16 protein-coding genes and 1 other RNA gene are annotated in these 16,741 nt (G+C 69.6%); 13 read left to right on the forward strand and 4 right to left on the reverse strand.

Features of this window, described 5'->3' with window-relative positions; translation table 11 throughout:
* Positions 1-23 precede the first annotated feature (23 nt).
* Positions 24-650 carry a stringent starvation protein SspA gene (gene sspA, locus NFH66_RS06595; protein ID WP_349609284.1) on the forward strand — a complete coding sequence of 209 codons (627 nt, stop codon included), beginning with the start codon at positions 24-26 and terminating at the stop codon, positions 648-650.
* Positions 651-700: 50 nt separating this feature from the next.
* On the forward strand, positions 701-1,189 hold the full coding sequence (locus NFH66_RS06600; protein ID WP_349609286.1) for a ClpXP protease specificity-enhancing factor: 489 nt from the start codon (positions 701-703) through the stop codon (positions 1,187-1,189).
* Positions 1,190-1,286: 97 nt separating this feature from the next.
* Here the strand turns inward: NFH66_RS06600 and NFH66_RS06605 are convergent, their stop codons facing one another.
* Genes NFH66_RS06605 through NFH66_RS06620 form a run of 4 tightly spaced genes read right to left on the reverse strand, consistent with a single transcriptional unit; the run spans position 1,287 to position 4,586 of the window.
* A complete protein-coding gene (locus tag NFH66_RS06605; protein WP_349609287.1) occupies positions 1,287-1,868 on the reverse strand; it encodes a BON domain-containing protein in 582 nt (193 codons plus the stop codon).
* A complete protein-coding gene (locus NFH66_RS06610) occupies positions 1,865-2,458 on the reverse strand; it encodes a phosphoheptose isomerase (protein WP_110281837.1) in 594 nt (197 codons plus the stop codon). The genes NFH66_RS06605 and NFH66_RS06610 overlap by 4 nt, the downstream gene beginning before the upstream one ends.
* Positions 2,459-2,482: 24 nt before the next feature.
* A complete protein-coding gene (locus NFH66_RS06615; RefSeq protein ID WP_349609289.1) occupies positions 2,483-2,851 on the reverse strand; it encodes a YraN family protein in 369 nt (122 codons plus the stop codon).
* Complete coding sequence (locus NFH66_RS06620; protein ID WP_349609291.1) at positions 2,835-4,586, reverse strand: penicillin-binding protein activator; 1,752 nt, start codon at positions 4,584-4,586, stop codon at positions 2,835-2,837. The genes NFH66_RS06615 and NFH66_RS06620 overlap by 17 nt, the downstream gene beginning before the upstream one ends.
* A 51-nt stretch (positions 4,587-4,637) precedes the next feature.
* On the opposite strand from NFH66_RS06620, the gene rsmI reads away from it, so the two are divergent.
* From rsmI to murG, 11 genes are all read left to right on the forward strand, one after another.
* Positions 4,638-5,495, forward strand: coding sequence for a 16S rRNA (cytidine(1402)-2'-O)-methyltransferase (rsmI, locus tag NFH66_RS06625; RefSeq protein ID WP_349609292.1), 858 nt, complete (start codon positions 4,638-4,640; stop codon positions 5,493-5,495).
* Between the two features lie 47 nt (positions 5,496-5,542).
* Positions 5,543-5,895, forward strand: an RNA gene (gene rnpB, locus NFH66_RS06630) — RNase P RNA component class A.
* Between the two features lie 79 nt (positions 5,896-5,974).
* On the forward strand, positions 5,975-6,928 hold the full coding sequence (gene rsmH / locus NFH66_RS06635) for a 16S rRNA (cytosine(1402)-N(4))-methyltransferase RsmH (RefSeq protein WP_349609294.1): 954 nt from the start codon (positions 5,975-5,977) through the stop codon (positions 6,926-6,928).
* Positions 6,929-6,964: 36 nt separating this feature from the next.
* The gene (gene ftsL, locus NFH66_RS06640) at positions 6,965-7,288 is read left to right on the forward strand and encodes a cell division protein FtsL (protein ID WP_349609296.1); all 324 of its coding nucleotides are present in this window, start codon (positions 6,965-6,967) and stop codon (positions 7,286-7,288) included.
* The gene (locus NFH66_RS06645) at positions 7,285-9,006 is read left to right on the forward strand and encodes a peptidoglycan D,D-transpeptidase FtsI family protein (protein ID WP_349609297.1); all 1,722 of its coding nucleotides are present in this window, start codon (positions 7,285-7,287) and stop codon (positions 9,004-9,006) included. The genes ftsL and NFH66_RS06645 overlap by 4 nt, the downstream gene beginning before the upstream one ends.
* Before the next feature lie 43 nt (positions 9,007-9,049).
* Positions 9,050-10,555 (forward strand): UDP-N-acetylmuramoyl-L-alanyl-D-glutamate--2,6-diaminopimelate ligase, encoded by a 1,506-nt coding sequence (locus NFH66_RS06650; protein ID WP_349609299.1) that lies wholly within the window; start codon positions 9,050-9,052, stop codon positions 10,553-10,555.
* Entirely contained in the window at positions 10,552-11,919 is a 1,368-nt protein-coding gene (locus tag NFH66_RS06655; RefSeq protein WP_349609301.1) for a UDP-N-acetylmuramoyl-tripeptide--D-alanyl-D-alanine ligase, read from the forward strand. The genes NFH66_RS06650 and NFH66_RS06655 overlap by 4 nt, the downstream gene beginning before the upstream one ends.
* Before the next feature lie 9 nt (positions 11,920-11,928).
* Positions 11,929-13,011, forward strand: a complete 1,083-nt coding sequence (gene mraY / locus NFH66_RS06660; protein ID WP_349609302.1) for a phospho-N-acetylmuramoyl-pentapeptide-transferase — start codon at positions 11,929-11,931, stop codon at positions 13,009-13,011.
* Complete coding sequence (murD, locus tag NFH66_RS06665) at positions 13,011-14,423, forward strand: UDP-N-acetylmuramoyl-L-alanine--D-glutamate ligase (protein ID WP_349609303.1); 1,413 nt, start codon at positions 13,011-13,013, stop codon at positions 14,421-14,423. The genes mraY and murD overlap by 1 nt, the downstream gene beginning before the upstream one ends.
* Positions 14,420-15,643 (forward strand): putative lipid II flippase FtsW, encoded by a 1,224-nt coding sequence (gene ftsW / locus NFH66_RS06670; RefSeq protein ID WP_349609305.1) that lies wholly within the window; start codon positions 14,420-14,422, stop codon positions 15,641-15,643. The genes murD and ftsW overlap by 4 nt, the downstream gene beginning before the upstream one ends.
* A complete protein-coding gene (gene murG, locus NFH66_RS06675; RefSeq protein ID WP_349609307.1) occupies positions 15,640-16,728 on the forward strand; it encodes an undecaprenyldiphospho-muramoylpentapeptide beta-N-acetylglucosaminyltransferase in 1,089 nt (362 codons plus the stop codon). Before ftsW ends, murG begins: the two co-directional genes overlap by 4 nt.
* Positions 16,729-16,741 lie beyond the last annotated feature (13 nt).

Consider the following 16,741-nt stretch of genomic DNA (forward strand, 5'->3'; position numbering starts at 1 on the left):
CGATTTGATGCGAGGATTGTTTCATGGGTGTAGTGGCCAAGCGGTCGTCGATGATCTTCTATTCCGGTGGTACCGACCACTTCAGTCATCGAGTGCGTATCGTGCTCGCCGAGAAGGGTGTGGCGGTAGACATCCTGGAAGTCACCCAGGACCAGCACCCCGAGGAGCTCGCCGATCTCAACCCCTACAACAGCGTGCCGACCCTGCTGGATCGTGAGCTGGTGTTGTATGAGTCCAAGGTGATGATGGAGTACCTGGACGAGCGCTTCCCGCATCCTCCGCTGCTGCCGGTCTACCCGGTGGCGCGAGCCCAGAGCCGCCTCTGGATGCACCGCATCGAGCGCGAGTGGTGCCCTCTGGTGGAGCAGATCGAGCAGGGGGCCAAGAAGGAGGCGGACAAGGCGCGCAAGGAGCTGCGCGAGAGCCTGGTGGGCATCTCGCCCATCTTCGAGGACATGGCGTTCTTCATGAGCGAGGAGTTCACGCTGGTGGACTGCTGCCTGGCCCCGATCCTGTGGCGCCTGCCGGCGCTGGGCATCGAGCTGCCCGAGAAGCAGGTGGCGCCACTGCTCGGCTACATGGAGCGGGTCTTCGAGCGTGAAGGCTTCAAGGCCTCGCTGAGTGAGCGCGAGCGCGAGATGCGCAGCTGATACACTTCCGGTCGCCTGCGGGCGGCCGTTCAACGGAGGAGGGCCAGACGATGGATTCCAGTCGTCCCAACCTATCCAGTCGCCCCTACCTGGCCAGGGCCCTGTTCCAGTGGCTGCTGGACAACGATCTCACCCCGCATATCGTGGTCGATGCGGAGCATCCCGAGGTCGAGATCCCGCGGCAGTTCGTGCAGAACGGCCAGATCGTCCTCAACCTGTCGCCGACCGCGGTGCGCGATCTCGCCATGGAGAACGACGCGATCAGCTTCGGGGCCCGCTTCGGCGGCCAGCCCATGCGGGTGATGGTGCCGAGCGATGCCCTGGTGGCGATCTACGGTCGCGAGAATGGCGTGGGCATGGTCTTCGGCCATGAGCCGGTGATGCCCCGGCCCGCCGACGCCAGCGATGAGGAGGCGCCGACGCTGACCGAGGTGGAGAGCGCTGCTGAAGCTTCGGCAGAGGAGGCGCTTCCGGTCGAGGATGACGAGGGCAGCCGTCGTCCACCCAGGGGGAAACCCTCGTTGCGCGTGATCAAGTAGCTTCTGGTCAGGCGCTGAAAACGCAGTACGGCAGGCCCTTGGGCCTGCCGTACTGCGTTGGCGGCCTGGTGTCGGACACGCCGCTCAGTCGAGCCCGTCAGTCAAGATAGTCGAACACCTTGACGATGCGTTGCATGCCGCCCAGTTGCGAGACCGCCTGGACGATGCGTTCGGCCTCGGCGCGGGTCACGATACCCATCAGGTAGACGCTGGCGTTCTCGGTAATCACCCGGATGCGGCCCGAATCGATGCGTTCGTTGGCGGCCAGGTGGGTGCGGATGCGCGTGTTGAGCCAGGTATCCGAGAGTCGCTGGCTGGCGGGCAGGTTGCCGGCGATGGTGAGTTCATTGTGAACGGTACGCACGTTGCGTACCTCGCCGGCCACCTCGCTGGCCCGGGCCTTGAGCTCCTCGCTGGGGACCTGGCCGGTGAGCAGGACCACGCCGTTGTAGCTATCGACATTGATCCTGGCATCCCCCAGGCGGGCATCGGTGCGACCCAGGTTGTGGCTGATCTTGGTCTCGATGCTTTGATCCTCGACCTGGGCGCCGGAGGTGCGCTTGCCGTAGTTCTCATCGATGGTGCCCTGGTGCGTCACGCTGGTCACGGTGGTGCAGCCGGCGAGGCCCACCATGGCGGAGAGCAGCAGCGCGCTGAGCAGAGGGGTGCGAGTCGTCATTCACTTGCTCCAAAGAGTTGTTCGTCGATCAGATCGCAGAGGCAGTGGATCACCAGCAGGTGGACCTCCTGGATGCGCGCCGTGGAGGTCGCCGGGACGCGGATCTCGCAGTCGTCCTGGCCCAGCAGCGAGGCCATGTTGCCGCCGTCGCGGCCGGTCAGGGCCACCACCGTCATGTCGCGGTCATGGGCGGCCTGGATGGCCTGGATGACGTTGGCCGAATTGCCGCTGGTGGAGATCGCCAGCAGGATGTCGCCGGGCTGTCCCAGGGCGCGTACCTGCTTGGAGAAGACCTCGTTGTAGCTGTAGTCGTTGGCGATGGAGGTGAGGGTCGAGGTGTCGGTGGTCAGGGCCAGGGCGGGCAGGCTGGGCCGTTCCCGTTCGAAGCGGTTGAGCAGTTCCGAGGAGAAATGCTGGCTGTCTCCGGCGCTGCCGCCGTTGCCGCAGGCGAGGATCTTGCCCTCGCTGACCAGGCACTGGACCATCATCTGGCTGGCCACTTCGATAAAAGGCGGCAGCACCTCGCTGGCATAGGTCTTGGTGTCGATGCTGGCGTTGAAGTGGCCGAGAATGCGCTGCTGGAAATCCATGCTGAGTCGGGTTCCTCTGGCGGGTTAGTAGGCATCGAAGGCATTGACCACCCACTGAATGTCGAGTTCGGGCGGCAGGCCGGTCACGGCTACCACATCGAAGCGGCAGGGACATGATAGCCGGTTGCGCTGGAGATAAAAACGCGCCGCCCGGATCAGGCGGCGCTGCTTGGTGGCGGTGATGGTCTCGAGGGGGTGGCCATGACGGGTATCGGCACGGTGGCGTACCTCGACGAAGACCAGGGTGTCGCCGTCACGCATTACCAGGTCCAGCTCGCCGCCCTTGGCGTGCTGGTTGGCGGCCACCGGCGTTAGGCCGCGTTCGACCAGCCAGGTCGCGACGAGGCGCTCGATGGCCTCGCCGCGTGCCCGCGCGTCACGGGGACCGGTCATCGCCGAGCAGGCCCGGGATCAGTACCGGCTGCGGCACGCCGTTGACGAAGCGTGCCCAGGGCAGCAGGCGTTCGACCCGGCCGTCGGGCTGCGGCCGCAGGGTGCCGGTGGCGCCGAACAGCTCGCTGCCCGAGAGCAGCTGGAGCTGGGGCAGCCGCAGCGCCAGCTCGAGGGCGTCGACCCCCATGGCGTTCAAGCGGAACAGGTTGGGGTCCGACTCCTCGCGCAGCGCGCGGTAGCTCGCGGTGAAGGGCAGGGCATCCTCGCCACCCACGGCGGCATCGGGGATCTGCCAGGGAATGTCGAGGAACAGCACGTCATTCAGGTCGCCGTCGAGGCGCGGGTTGAGCCGCCCGCTGAACAGGTGCGAGGTGGCATACACCGGCAGGTTTGGGGCGCCATAATAGTCCAGGGTCGGCGGTACCTGGCGCGCGTAGTCGGGCAGCGCCAGCATGAACAGGGCGTCGGGGCGTGCCTCGGCGATGGTGCGGCGGGTGCTCTCGGTGGCCGCGGCCGCGGGGTTGTAGCGTACGGCGCGGGTGACCTCGCCGCCCTGGGCGCGCCACTCGTCCCAGAAGGCCTCGCCGACACGGCGGCCCCAGTCGTTGTCGGGCACCAGCAGGGCGGCACGGCGGTGGCCGTCGCGCCAGGCGCGTCGGGCGGCCTGGCGGGCCTCGTCCTCGGCGGAGAGGCCGTATTGGAAGAGTCCCGCGGGAGAGTTGCCGCCCGCCGAGGCGTAGTTGAGTGCCAGGGTGGGCAGTGGCACCCGGTCGCGGTGCTGGAGCTCGTTGACCCGGTCCTTGTCGAGGGGGCCGATCACGACCTGGGCGCCACGATTCTCGGCCTCCCGGTAGAGCGCCTCGAGGCTGCCGCTCGTATCATCGATGAAGCTCAGGCGGACGTCGGTGTCGTTCGACAGGCGGTGCTGGGTACGAATGCCATCGGCGATGGCCGTGGCGATTCGGGACAGCGGGCCGGATTCGGGCAGCAGCACGGCGATATGCTGCACCTCCTGGCCGCTCAGTTCACGCAGGGCTAGCAGGTCCGCCGGCAGTCGGCGGGCCGCCGGGTGGCGCTGGTTGCGGCTGCGCCAGTCGTCCAGGCGCAAGAACAGCCGCTCGATATCGCCACTGCCGCTGCGCACCGTCTCGCTCAGTTCGACCCAGCCGCGGGTCAGGGCATCACCCTGTTCGCCGAGCCGGGTCAGTCGACGCCCGTCGAGGCCCCCCAGGGCACGCCAGATGGGGTCATTGAGCGCCTCGTCATCGGATTCCGCCTGCACCGCCAGGAGTGCCTCGGCCGCGGCGAGGGGTTCATCCACCTCGAGCAGGGCCAGGCCCCGCTGCTCACGCAGGGCCAGCGCTTGGCCACGATTGAGCTCCAGCCCGTCGAGCTCCTGGGTGGCTCGTATCACCGCCTGGGGGTCGCCTTCGCTCTCGCCGAGATCGGCCAGCAGCAGTGCCCAGCGTGCCCGCTGGTCGCCGCTCAGCCGCGCGTCGTCGATGTTGCGGGCGATCTCGAGCGCCTGGGTGCGCGCTCCCTGGCGTGCTAGGATATCCGCCGCATCCAGCCGCGTGCGGGCCGCCTGGGTCGGCTCCTGTTGCTGGGCCCGCTCGAGCAGGCTCGCGGGATCGTCATCCGGGATGCGCTCGATGATACCCGGCCGGTAGGCGCAGCCGACCAGCAGTAGCGCGAGGAGTGCCGTGGCCAGCAGGCCGCGTGTGTGTGTGAGCATGAATCCTTCCTTTCTTCATCCTTCGTATCGGGAGCCCGCCGAGGAGGCGACGTGTCAGAACCGAACTCAGCTTCATTGTACGTGGTCGCCACGCCGATTGGGAATCTGGCCGACCTGAGTCCGCGTGCCGCCCGAGTGCTCGGCGAGGTGGCGCTGGTCGCCGCGGAGGATACCCGGCACACCGCACGCCTGCTGCGTCATCTGGGGGTGCAGGTGCCCCTGCTGTCGCTGCACGAGCACAACGAGGCGGCGCGGGTCGAGCGTATCGATGCGCACCTGGCCGCCGGTGAGTCGATTGCCCTGGTCTCCGATGCGGGCACGCCGTTGATCAGCGATCCCGGCTTCGTGCTGGTGCGCGAGCTGCGCGCCCGGGGGCGGCGCATCGTGCCGGTTCCCGGGGCCTGTGCGCTGGTCGCCGCCCTCTCGGCCGCGGGCCTGCCTACCGACCGCTTCACCTTCCATGGCTTCTTGCCGGCCAAGGGTGGGGCGCGCCGGGCGCAGCTCGAGGAGCTGGCAGCGCGCACCGAGACCCTGGTCTTCTATGAATCGCCCCATCGCATCCGCGATACCCTGACGGACATCGATACGCTGTTCGGTGAGCGTCGCCTGGTGCTGGCTCGGGAGCTGACCAAGGCCTTCGAGACCTTCCTGTCGGGCAGTGCGGCCGAGCTTTCCCGGTGCATGGAGGAGGATCCGAACCAGGCCCGCGGCGAGTTCGTGGTGATGATGGCCGGTGCGCCCCCTCGCGAGCAGGGGGGGAGCGGCCAGGTGGAGGGAGAGGCGCTGCTCGCAGCGCTGCTGGCCGAGGGCGTCGGTGTCAAGCAGGCCGCCGCGGTGGCGTCGCGGGTGCTGGGGGGCGCCAAGAAGGCCTGGTATGCCCGCGCCCAGGCGTTGAAAGAGCGGGAGTAGGGCGGCCGGCGTTGAGGGGCGGCCGGGGCACTGGTATCCTTGCCGCGGGAGTCGGCCAGACAGTCGCCGCCGGAGTGATCCGGGGGAGGAAAGTCCGGGCTCCATAGGGCAGAGTGCCAGGTAACGCCTGGGCGGCGCGAGCCGACGGAAAGTGCAGCAGAGAGCAGACCGCCTACGTCTCCCTCGGGAGGCCGGTAAGGGTGAAAGGGTGCGGTAAGAGCGCACCGCGCGCCTGGTAACAGTGCGTGGCACGGTAAACCCCACTCGGAGCAAGACCAAATAGGAACCCGTTGGCGTGGCCCGCGTCGGGTTCGGGTAGGTTGCTCGAGGGTCGCGGTGACGCGACCCCTAGATGAATGACTGTCCTCGACAGAACCCGGCTTATCGGCCGGCTCCCCCCTTGTTTTATGAGTTTCAGAGCTTTCAGTTTCAGACCGGCGGCGGAACTCTTCGTCGCCCCACCGTGGATCGAGAAGCCCATGCCGTCCGCCCCTGATACCCCACCACAGGGTTTTCGCCACGCCAGCGTGTTGCTCGACGGTGCGGTCGAGGCCCTGGTCCACGATGCCGATGGTGCCTATCTGGACGGCACCTTCGGTCGCGGCGGCCACTCCCGGGAGATCCTCGCGCGCCTCTCGCCCCGGGGCCGGCTGCTGGCCATCGATCGTGATCCCCAGGCGATCGCCGAGGCCGCCGCTATCGAGGATCCGCGCTTTAGCATCGAGCGTGCCGAGTTCGCCCGCCTCGGCGAGGTCGCCCAGAGGCATGACCTGCACGGCCGCCTGGCTGGGGTGTTGCTCGATATCGGGGTCTCCTCCCCTCAGCTCGATGATCCCGAGCGCGGCTTCAGCTTCCTGCGTGATGGCCCGTTGGACATGCGCATGGATCCGACCCGGGGCGAGAGCGCGGCGGGCTTCATCGCTCGGGCCGGGGAGGCCGAGCTTGCGCGGGTGTTCAAGGAGTACGGCGAGGAGCGCTCTGCCCGGCGCCTGGCCAAGGCGATCCTCGAGCGGCGCAGTGAGCGGTGCTTCGAGCGCACCGCCGACCTGGCCGAGGTGGTCAAGGCCGCGCATCCCGCCTGGGAGAAGCACAAGCACCCCGCCACCCGGGTGTTCCAGGCCCTGCGTATCCAGGTCAATGGTGAGCTCGAGCAGCTCGATGCGGCCCTGGAGGCGGCCCTGGAGGCCCTGGCGCCCGGGGGGCACCTGGTGGTGATCAGCTTTCACTCCCTGGAGGATCGTCGGGTCAAGCGCTTCATCCGGCACCACGTGCGGGGCGATACCCATCTGCCGCGGGGCATCCCGATTCGTGACGAGCAGCTCGAGCGCCGCCTCGAGGCGGTCGGCAAGGCCCAGCGCCCCGGAGAGGCAGAGGTCAAGGAGAACCCCCGTGCGCGTAGCGCGGTGATGCGAGTGGCGCGCAAGCGCTATTGATGATGTGGCATTTCATGGGGCATTGAAGGAGTCGGCATGACACAGGGACGGTCGTTTACCGCGCGCCTCGCCTGGCCCTCGGCGCTGCGCCTGAACCCGCGAGCGCTGCTGGTTCTGGTGTTGCTGATGGCCTGCCTGGTGAGCGCCCTGGCGGTGATCGCCATCAGCCATCTGACCCGCGAAGAGTATGCTGCCTTGCAGCAGCTCGAGCGTGAGCAGCAGCAGCTGCAGACCGAGTGGGGTCAGCTGTTGCTCGAAGAGAGTGCCTGGTCGTCGCCGGCGCGCATCGAGCGCCTGGCCCTGGAGCGCCTGGAGATGCGCCTGCCCGGCGTGGACGAGGTGGAGGTGATCCGGCGATGAGTAGCGAGGTTCGCAGCGGCGTCTCGCCGCGCCGACCGCCGCCCGGCGCGCCCATGGGGCGGCTGCGCTATGCCGTGATGCTGGGGCTGGTGCTTCTCGGGTTGGGCTTGCTGGTGGGACGGGTGGTGATCCTGCATGTGGTCGACCGTCCCTTCCTCCAGGGGCAGGGCGACGCCCGCACGCTGCGCACCGACGCGCTGCCCGCCCACCGTGGGATGATCGCCGACCGCCACGGCGAGCCGCTGGCCATCTCCACTCCGGTGGTGACCCTGTGGGCCAATCCCCAGGATGTGCCCGACGACCCCATTCTGCGCGTCCAGTTGGCCACGGCGCTGGGCATGGACCTGGAGGCCTTGAACGAGCGACTGGCGCGCTATGCCGAACGCGAGTTCATGTATCTGCGCCGGCAGCTGACCCCCGAGGCGGCCCAGCGGGTCCTTGACCTGCGCGTGCCCGGTGTCTACGGCCAGGACGAGTACAAGCGCTACTACCCGGCCGGCGAGGTGGCCGCCCAACTGCTGGGCGTGACCAACGTCGATGATGTGGGCCAGGAGGGGCTCGAGCTCGCCTACCAGCCCTACCTGGCGGGCACCCCCGGGCTGCGGCGCGTGCTCAAGGATCGCCGCGGGCGCTTGGTGCGTGACCTCGAGGTGCTGCGCGAGGCCAAGCCCGGTGGCGAGCTGACGCTGGCCATCGACCAGCGTCTCCAGTACATGGCCTATCGCGAGCTCAAGGCCGCGGTGGCCGAACACGATGCCGACGGTGGCGTGGTGGTGATGCTGGACGCCCGCACTGGCGAGGTGCTGGCCATGGCCAACCAGCCCTCCTATAACCCTAACAACCGTGCCGGCCTCGACCCCCAGGGGCTGCGCAACCGTGCCATCGTCGACCCCTACGAGCCCGGTTCGGTGGTCAAGCCGCTGGCCATGGCGGCGATGCTCGATGCCGGTGACCTGTCTCCCGCCACCGTGGTGGATACCTCCCCCGGCTGGATGCGCATCGACCGCTTCACCATCCGTGATGTTCGCAACTACGGCGAGCTCGACCTCGCCGGTATCCTCGGGAAGTCCTCCAACATCGGTATGTCCAAGCTGGTGCTGCGCTACGACGAGCCGGTGGTGCCCCAGCTCTACCGCCGCCTGGGCTTCGGCCAGGCACCCGGTACCGGCTTTCCCGGCGAGGCGACCGGGGAGGTGCCGGCTCCGGTGCGCTGGTCGAGCAGCCAGTGGGCGGCACTCTCCTACGGCTACGGGCTCTCGGTCACGCCGCTGCAGCTGGCCAGTGCCTTCACCGCCATCGCCAACCAGGGGCGCCTGCTGCCGCCATCGCTGCTGCGCCTGGACGAACCCGTCGTGGGGGAGCAGGTCATCTCGCCTGAGGTCGCCCGTCAGGTGCTGGCTATGATGGATGAGGTCGTCGCGCCGGGTACCGGGGCCCGGCGAGCCGAGGTGCCGGGCTATCGGGTCGCCGGCAAGACCGGCACGGTGCGCAAGACCGGCGCCGGCGGCTACCAGGCAAATGCCTATCGCGGCTTCTTCGTGGGCATTGCCCCGGTCAGCAACCCGCGCATCGTGGCGGTGGTGATGATCGACCACCCGCGCGGCGACTCCTATTATGGTGGGGCGGTGGCGGCACCAGTGTTCTCGCGGGTCGCCGGCAGCGCCCTGCGCCTGCTCGATGTGCCCCCCGACCAGCGTCACGTCCCGGAGGCCGAATGAGCGAGCCCCTCCCGCCAACCGACCGCCTGAAGCGAGTCCCGTCATGTCGATAGCACTGTCCCGCCTGGACGCCACCCTGTCGCGACTCTGGCCCGATCGCGAGTTCGTCACGCATGGCGGGGGGGAGACCCGCCTACAGACCGACAGCCGGCGGGTGGCAGCGGGCGATGTGTTCGTCGCGGTGCCCGGGGTGACGGTGGACGGGCGCGACTTCATCGACACGGCCTTGGCCGGGGGCGCGGCGCGGGTGCTGTGCCACTCGGGGGATGGCCGTGGCTGCCCCGATGACCCGCGGGTGGTGCCGTTGGCGGGGCTGCGCGAGCGGCTGGGGGACCTCGGGCGCATGCTCTATGGCGTACCCGAGTCCCTGGAGCTGATCGGCGTTACCGGTACCAACGGCAAGAGCTCGGTGACCCATTACATCGCCGAGCTGAGCCAGGCGCTGGGCGTCGATGCCGCGGTGATCGGCACCCTGGGCCATGGTCGCCCCGGCGAACTGGTCGACGCCGGCCTGACGACGCCGGGTCCCCTGGCGCTGCAGGCCTCGCTCGCCGCGCTCGCCGGTGACGGCGTCACCCGGGTAGCCATGGAAGTCTCCTCCCATGCCCTGGAGCAGGGGCGCCTCGCGGGCTGTCGGGTGCAGGCCGCGGTCTTCACCAACCTGACTCGTGACCACCTCGACTACCATGGCAGCATGGCCGCCTATGCCGCCGCCAAGGCGCGGCTGTTCCGGCGTGCCGAGCTCGAACTCGCCGTGGTCAATGGCGACGATTCCCTGGCCCGGCTGATGCTGGCCGGACTGCCAGCCGGCGTGCGGGTGCTGGCCACTGGGCAGGCTGAGGCGGTGACCCTGCGGGTGCTGGAGCGCTTCCCCCATGCCACCGGACAGCGGGCCCTGGTCGCCACCCCCGGGGGCGAGCGAGAGCTGTCGCTGCCGCTGGTGGGGCGCTTCAACCTCGACAATGTGCTGCTGGCCATGGCCACGCTGCGCGGCCTGGGGCATGACCTCGCGGCGCTGTTCGAGGCGGCGGCGCACCTGGCGCCGGTGCCGGGGCGCATGGAGATCCTGGCGCGGCCCGGGACACCCACGGTGGTGATCGACTATGCCCATACCCCGGATGCTCTGGACAATGCCCTGGCAGCGCTGCGTGACCACCTGCCGGGGCGCGGCCACCTATGGTGCCTGTTCGGCTGTGGCGGCGATCGCGATCCCGGCAAGCGGGCGCCCATGGCCGCCGCCGCCGAGCGCCATGCCGATCGCCTGGTGCTCACCGACGACAATCCACGCAGCGAGGATCCCGGAGCCATCCGCGCGCAGATGCTGACCGGGCTGAGCCAAGCGGCTCGCGAGCGAGCCTGGGATATCGGCGGCCGTGCTGCGGCCATCCGCCGTACCCTGGCCGAGGCGGGTCCCGACGATGTGGTGCTGATCGCCGGCAAGGGGCATGAGAACTACCAGGAGATCGCCGGCGTGCGTCACCCCTTCGACGACCGCGAGGTGGCCGAGCAGGCGCTGGCGGCTCGCGGCAAGGGGGAGGGAGCGCCATGAGCCGCTGCGGGCTGTCCAGCCTGGCCGAGGTGGCCGAGGCCCTGGGGGTCGCCACCCCGGCCGATGACCTGCCGGTCGGGGCGATCGTTACCGATACCCGCAGGGTGTCGGCGGGGGCGCTCTTCGTCGCCCTGCGCGGCGCGCGCTTCGATGCCCATGACTTCCTCGCCGAGGCTCGCGAGGCGGGGGCCGTGGCCGCCGTGGTCGCGGAAGCGGTGGATGACCCGTTGCCCCAACTGGTGGTGGCCGATACCCGTCTCGCCCTGGGGCTGCTGGGCCGGGCTCGCCGTCGCGTCTGGGGTGGCCCGGTGGTAGCGGTCACCGGCAATAGCGGCAAGACCACCGTCAAGGAGCTGCTGGCCGCGATCCTCGGCCGGCAGGGGGCGACCCTGGCCACCCGTGGCAACCTCAACAACGACTACGGGGCGCCGTTGACCCTGCTCGAACTGACCCCGGACCACCGTCAGGCGGTGGTGGAACTGGGGGCCAACCATCTGGGCGGGATCGCCTGGACGGTGAGCCTGGCCGAGCCTCGAGTGGCCCTGATCACCAATGTCACCGGCGCCCATGTCGGCGAGTTCGGGGGCATGGGACAGATCGCCCAGGCCAAGGCGGAGATCCTCGCTGGCCTGCCCGCGGACGGCGTGGCGGTGCTCAACCGCGACGATGCCTACTTCGCCACCTGGAGCCGGCTGGCCGCCCCACGGGAGGTGCTCGACTTCGGGCTGACCGAGGGCGCCAGGGTCACGGCGCGCTCACTGGTCGCCGATGCCCTCGGGCGTTATGCTTTCTCGCTGGTCGTCGATGACCGCGAGGTCGGCCATGTCAGGCTGCGGCTGATGGGGCGCCACAGCGTGGCCAATGCCCTGGCCGCGGCGGCCGCGGCGCTGGCCATGGGGGCCTCCGCCAGCGCCCTGCTGGCAGGCCTCGCGGCGGTCGAGCCGATGGCCGGTCGCCAGGCCGTGGTGGCGGGCATCCGCGCCACGCGCATCATCGATGATACCTATAACGCCAACCCCGGTGCAGTGAAGGCCGCACTCGAGCTGCTGGGCAGCCTGCCCGCGCCTCGCTGGTGCCTGCTGGGCGCCATGGGAGAGTTGGGAGAGGCGTCCGCGGCGCTGCATGCCGAGATCGGGCGCCATGCACGGGAATTGGGGATCGACTTCCTGGGCACCCTTGGCGAGGCGGCACGCCCCGCCAGCCAGGCCTTCGGTGAAGGCGGGTGCCATTTCAACGGCCGCGAGGCGCTGCTGCGCCATGCGCTGGACCATCTTCCCCCCGGCGCCAGCGTGCTGGTCAAGGGGTCGCGGAGTGTCGCCATGGAGCAGGTGGTGGCGGCACTGCGCGAGGACACAACACGGTGAACGTGATACATGCTTCTCTATCTGGCTGAATTTCTGGCGCAGTACTTCAGAGCCTTCAACGTCTTCGAGTACCTCACGTTGAGGATGATCCTGGCCACCATCACTGCTCTGGTACTCTGCCTGTGGCTCGGCCCGGTGATGATCCGCCGCCTGGTCGAGGGACAGATCGGCCAGGCGGTGCGCGACGATGGTCCACAATCGCACCTCTCCAAGGCGGGTACCCCGACCATGGGGGGGGCCATGATCCTGATGGCCATCGCCGTGAGCACCCTGCTGTGGGGGGACCTGGCCAACCACTACGTCTGGATCGTGCTGGCCGTGACCCTGGGCTTCGGTGCCATCGGCTGGGTGGACGATTACCGCAAGGTGGTGGAGAAGAACCCGCGCGGGCTGCCGGCGCGCTGGAAGTATCTCTGGCAGTCGGTGGTCGGCCTGGCGGCGGCGGTGCTGCTCTATGCCACCGCCGCCTCGCCGGTGGAGACCAGCCTGATCGTGCCGCTGTTCAAGGAGTTCGTGCTGCCGCTGGGGCTCTTCTACGTGGTGCTGGCCTACCTGGTGATCGTCGGCAGCTCCAACGCCGTCAACCTCACCGACGGCCTCGATGGCCTGGCGATCATGCCCACCGTGCTGGTGGCCATGGGGCTGGGTATCTTCGCCTATGCCAGCGGCAATGCGGTGTTTGCCGAGTACCTGCAGATCCCGGGGATTCCCGGAGCGGGTGAGCTCGCCGTGTTCTGTGCCACCATCGCCGGTGCCGGCCTGGGCTTTTTGTGGTTCAACACCTATCCGGCCCAAGTGTTCATGGGCGATGTGGGAGCGCTGGCCCTCGGCGCGGCCCTCGGCGTGGTGGCGGTGATCGTGCGCCAGGAGATCGTGCTGTTCATCATGGGCGGGATCTTCGTGATGGAGACCGTCTCGGTGATCCTGCAGGTGGCGTCCTACAAGCTCACCGGTCGGCGCATCTTCCGCATGGCGCCGCTGCACCACCATTACGAGCTCAAGGGCTGGCCGGAGCCGCGGGTCATCGTGCGCTTCTGGATCATCACCGTGGTGCTGGTGCTGATCGGCCTGGCCACCCTCAAGGTGCGTTGATGGAGCGCGATGCCAGCGCCACGCAAGTGGCCGTCATCCCGGTGCCCCCCGGCACCACCCTGGTGGTAGGGCTGGGGCTATCGGGGCGTGCGATCTGCCGCCATCTGGCGCGCCGCGGCGTGCCCTTCATGGTCGCCGACACTCGCCAGGCACCGCCCGGACTCGACGACTTTCGCGCTACTCATCCCGGCGTCGTGGTGCACCTCGGTCCCCTCGAGGCGCTCGACCTCGAGGCGGCCGAGGAGGTGGTGCTGAGTCCTGGCATCGACCCGCATGCGCCGGGGCTCGCGGCCATGGCCGGCCGGGTCAACCCCGCCACCGGCGAGCCGCGGCTGGTCGGAGAAATCGCGCTGTTCGTGCGGGCGGCGCAAGCACCCATCGTCGCCATCACCGGCTCCAATGCCAAGTCCACCGTGACCACCCTGGTCGGCGAGATGGCCCGGGAAGCGGGGGTCAGGGTGGCCGTGGGCGGCAATCTCGGCACCCCCGCCCTGGACCTCCTCGACGAAGTGCCCGACGCCGGCCTCTTCGTGCTGGAGCTCTCCAGCTTCCAGCTCGAGACGACGCCGCGGCTGGGCGCCGAGTGCGCACTCTTCCTGAATCTCTCCGAGGACCACCTGGACCGCCATGGCGACATGGCCGGCTACCGGGCCGCCAAGCTCGCCATCTTCCGTGGTGCCCGTCATGCCGTGGTCAATGCCGACGACGCCCTGACCTGGCCGGCGGACGAGGTGCCTGCCATAGACCGCTTCACCAGCGGGCAGCCGCAGGGCGACGACTGGGGCGTGGCCGGCCGCGCCGATGGTGACTGGCTGATGCATGGCGAGTCGCCGTTGATGCCGGTCGCCGCCATGCGCCTGGCCGGTCGTCACCACCAGGCCAATGCCCTGGCCGCCCTGGCCATGGGCCATCGACTCGGCTTTCCGCTGGCCGCCATGCGGGCGGTGCTCGAACGCTTCCCGGGGCTGCCCCATCGCAGCGAGCTGGTCGCCGAGGCGGGCGGCGTGCGCTGGATCAACGACTCCAAAGGCACCAACGTCGGCGCGACCCTGGCGGCCATCGCCGGGCTCGGGCCGACCCTCGAGGGCCGGCTGGTCCTGCTGGCCGGTGGCGTGGGCAAGGGCGCCGACTTCACGCCCCTGGCCGAGCCTCTGGCGCGCTTCGGCCGCGAGGCGATCCTGTTCGGCGCCGATGCCGGCCGCCTCGAGGCGGCCCTCGCCGGGCGATTGCCGATCACCCGGGTCGCCGATCTGGCCACGGCCCTGGCGCGGGCCGCGACCATCGCCGAGCCGGGCGACGCGGTACTGCTCTCGCCGGCCTGTGCCAGTCTCGATCAGTTCGCCAACTATCAGGCGCGCGGCGACGCCTTTCGCGACTGGGTCCACCACCACCTGGCGCAGGAGGGGACATGAGCCGCCTGACAAGACTCCGCGAGGGACTCTCGACCCGCGACCACCCCGTCGATGGCTGGCTGCTGGTGGCCGCCCTGGCACTGCTGCTGGTCGGCTGGGTCATGGTCACTTCCGCCTCCACCGGCGTGGCGGCGAGCCTGACCGGCAACCCCTGGTACTTCAGCATTCGTCACGGCATCTTCCTGCTGGTGGCGATCACGGTGGCGACCGGCGTGTTGCGCGTGCCGCTGGGCTGGTGGCGGGCCAACGGCCCCCTGCTGCTGCTGCTGGGGATAGTGCTGCTGGTGCTGGTCCTGCTGGTCGGGCGTGAGGTCAATGGCAGCAAGCGCTGGCTGGCGATCCCCGGGGTGCCCTTCAATGTCCAGGCCTCCGAGTTCGCCAAACTGTTCCTGATCGTCTATCTGGCAGGCTACCTGGAGCGCTTCCTGCCCCAGGTGCGTCGCCATTGGGGGGCCTTCCTGCGTCCGCTGATGGTGCTTGGCCTGTTCGGGGGCCTGCTGATCCTGGAGCCCGACTACGGCGCCGTGGTGGTGATGACCGGTTGCGTGATGGGCATGTTGCTGATGGCCGGGGCGCCCTGGGGGCGCTTCCTGCTGCTGGCGCTGCTGGTGGCGGTGGGGGGTGCCCTGCTGGCCATCGCCGAGCCCTACCGGTTGGCGCGGCTGACCAGCTTCGTCGACCCCTGGGCCGATCAGTTCGCCAGCGGCTACCAGCTGACCCAGGCGCTCATCGCCTTCGGTCGTGGGGGCTGGCTGGGGGTGGGGCTGGGCAACAGCGTCCAGAAACTCTTCTACCTGCCCGAAGCGCACACCGACTTCGTTTTTGCCGTGCTGGCCGAAGAGCTGGGGCTGCTGGGCGCGGCCTGCGTCATCGGCCTTTTCGCCCTGCTGGTATGGCGTGCCATGGCGGTGGGGCGTCGCGCCGAGCTGGCGGGGCGCTCATTCTCCGCGTACCTGAGCTATGGCATCGCGCTGGTGATCGGCGCCCAGGCCTTCATCAATATCGCGGTGAGCAGCGGCATGCTGCCCACCAAGGGCCTGACCCTGCCGCTGCTCAGCTATGGCGGCTCCAGCCTGCTGGTATGTACCTGCATGGTGGCGATGCTGCTGCGCGTCGATATCGAGACGCGGCGCGAACAGGGGCGCCGCTCCCCGGCGGCCCCTCGTCCGGTGGCGGCTGCCGGTCCGTCCACGCTGGCCAGACAAGGAGTCGAGCCATGAGCGAATCCACTCCCCGCCGGGCCCTGATCATGGCCGGCGGCACCGGTGGCCATGTGATCCCCGCACTCTCCCTGGCCCGCGGCCTGCAGGCCCGCGGCGTGGAGGTCGCCTGGCTGGGCAGCCCGCGGGGCATCGAGAACCGGCTGGTGCCCGAGGCGGGCATTCCCCTCCAGCGCATCGCGGTGGCCGGTCTGCGCGGCAACGGCGCGGCCGGCTGGCTGTTGGCCCCCTTCAACCTGACCCGGGCGGTATGGCAGGCCTGGCGGGTCATCCGCGAGTTCGACCCCCAGTTGGTGGTGGGGCTCGGTGGCTTTGCCAGCGGTCCCGGTGGGCTCGCCGCCTGGCTGTCGCGGCGCCCGCTGGTGATCCACGAGCAGAACGCCGTGGCCGGGCTCACCAATCGTGCCCTGGCGCGCCTGGCGCGGCGGGTCTATGCGGCCTTTCCCCAGGCCTTCCAGGGCCGTGGCGAGGTGATCGGCAATCCGGTGCGCGATGCCATCGCGGCCCTGGGCGAGGCCCCGCGTGGCGCCGCCGAGATGGCCGGGCGTCCACTGCGTCTGCTGGTGGTCGGGGGTTCCCTGGGGGCCCAGGCATTGAATGAGGGCCTGCCGGCGGCCCTGGCCCGGCTGCCCGAGGAACTCAGGCCCGAGGTTCGCCACCAGGCGGGGCGCGACAAGGATGCCGCGACCCGCGACGCCTATGCACGGCAGGGCGTCGGCGCGGAGGTCACAGCCTTTATCGACGACATGGCCTCCGCCTATGCCTGGGCCGACCTGGTGGTGTGCCGGGCCGGCGCCCTGACCGTGGCGGAGCTCGCCGCCGCGGCGAAGCCGGCGCTGTTCGTGCCCTTCCCGCATGCCGTCGACGATCATCAGACCGCCAACGCCAGGGCGCTGGTGGAGGAGGGCGCAGCCGAGCTGCTGCCCCAGAGAGAACTCAGCGCGGCGACGCTGGCCGATCGGCTGGCGGCGCTGCTCGACCCCGACACCCTCGCCACCATGGTATCGCGGGCCCGCGCCTGCGCCCATCTCGACGCCGTCGAGCGCCTGGTGGCCGGCTGCATGGAGACAGGTTTTGAGCGATAGCAGATCACACCCG

Origin of the sequence: Halomonas sp. H10-9-1 (assembly GCF_040147005.1) — a bacterium.
Lineage (GTDB): Bacteria > Pseudomonadota > Gammaproteobacteria > Pseudomonadales > Halomonadaceae > Halomonas.